General features: G+C 59.4%; 1 protein-coding gene. It reads right to left on the reverse strand.

Features of this window, described 5'->3' with window-relative positions; genetic code table 11:
* Positions 1–318, reverse strand: a 318-nt coding sequence (locus KDM90_RS17650) for a hypothetical protein (protein WP_212676940.1), incomplete at both ends; no start/stop codon positions are given.

The raw sequence follows: 318 nt of genomic DNA on the forward strand, positions 1-318 counted from the left end.
CGCCGGCACCGGTCACGCCACCGATCACCAATGGCAAACTTTCTGGGGAGGCACTGTCGACGATCGTGTCGTCGATCGTCGCCACCGTCACCGTGAAGCTAGACACGCCCGCTGGGACGATCAAGTTACTACCGACCAAGCTCACGCCATTGCTGAACGTTGGGGTGGTGTTGTAGTCGCTCGTTGCTGTGGCTGTACCGCCACCCAAGCTGTACGCATAGGTCGAGGCAATCGTGGTGCTGCCCGTCAAGGTCACGGTGTAGCTTAAGCTATTGCCTTCCACCACATTGTTGTCACCCACGCCTGGGGCACCTGGTT

The sequence above is a fragment of the Affinundibacterium fentianense genome (genome assembly GCF_018139545.1).
GTDB lineage: Bacteria > Pseudomonadota > Gammaproteobacteria > Burkholderiales > Burkholderiaceae_D > Undibacterium > Undibacterium fentianense.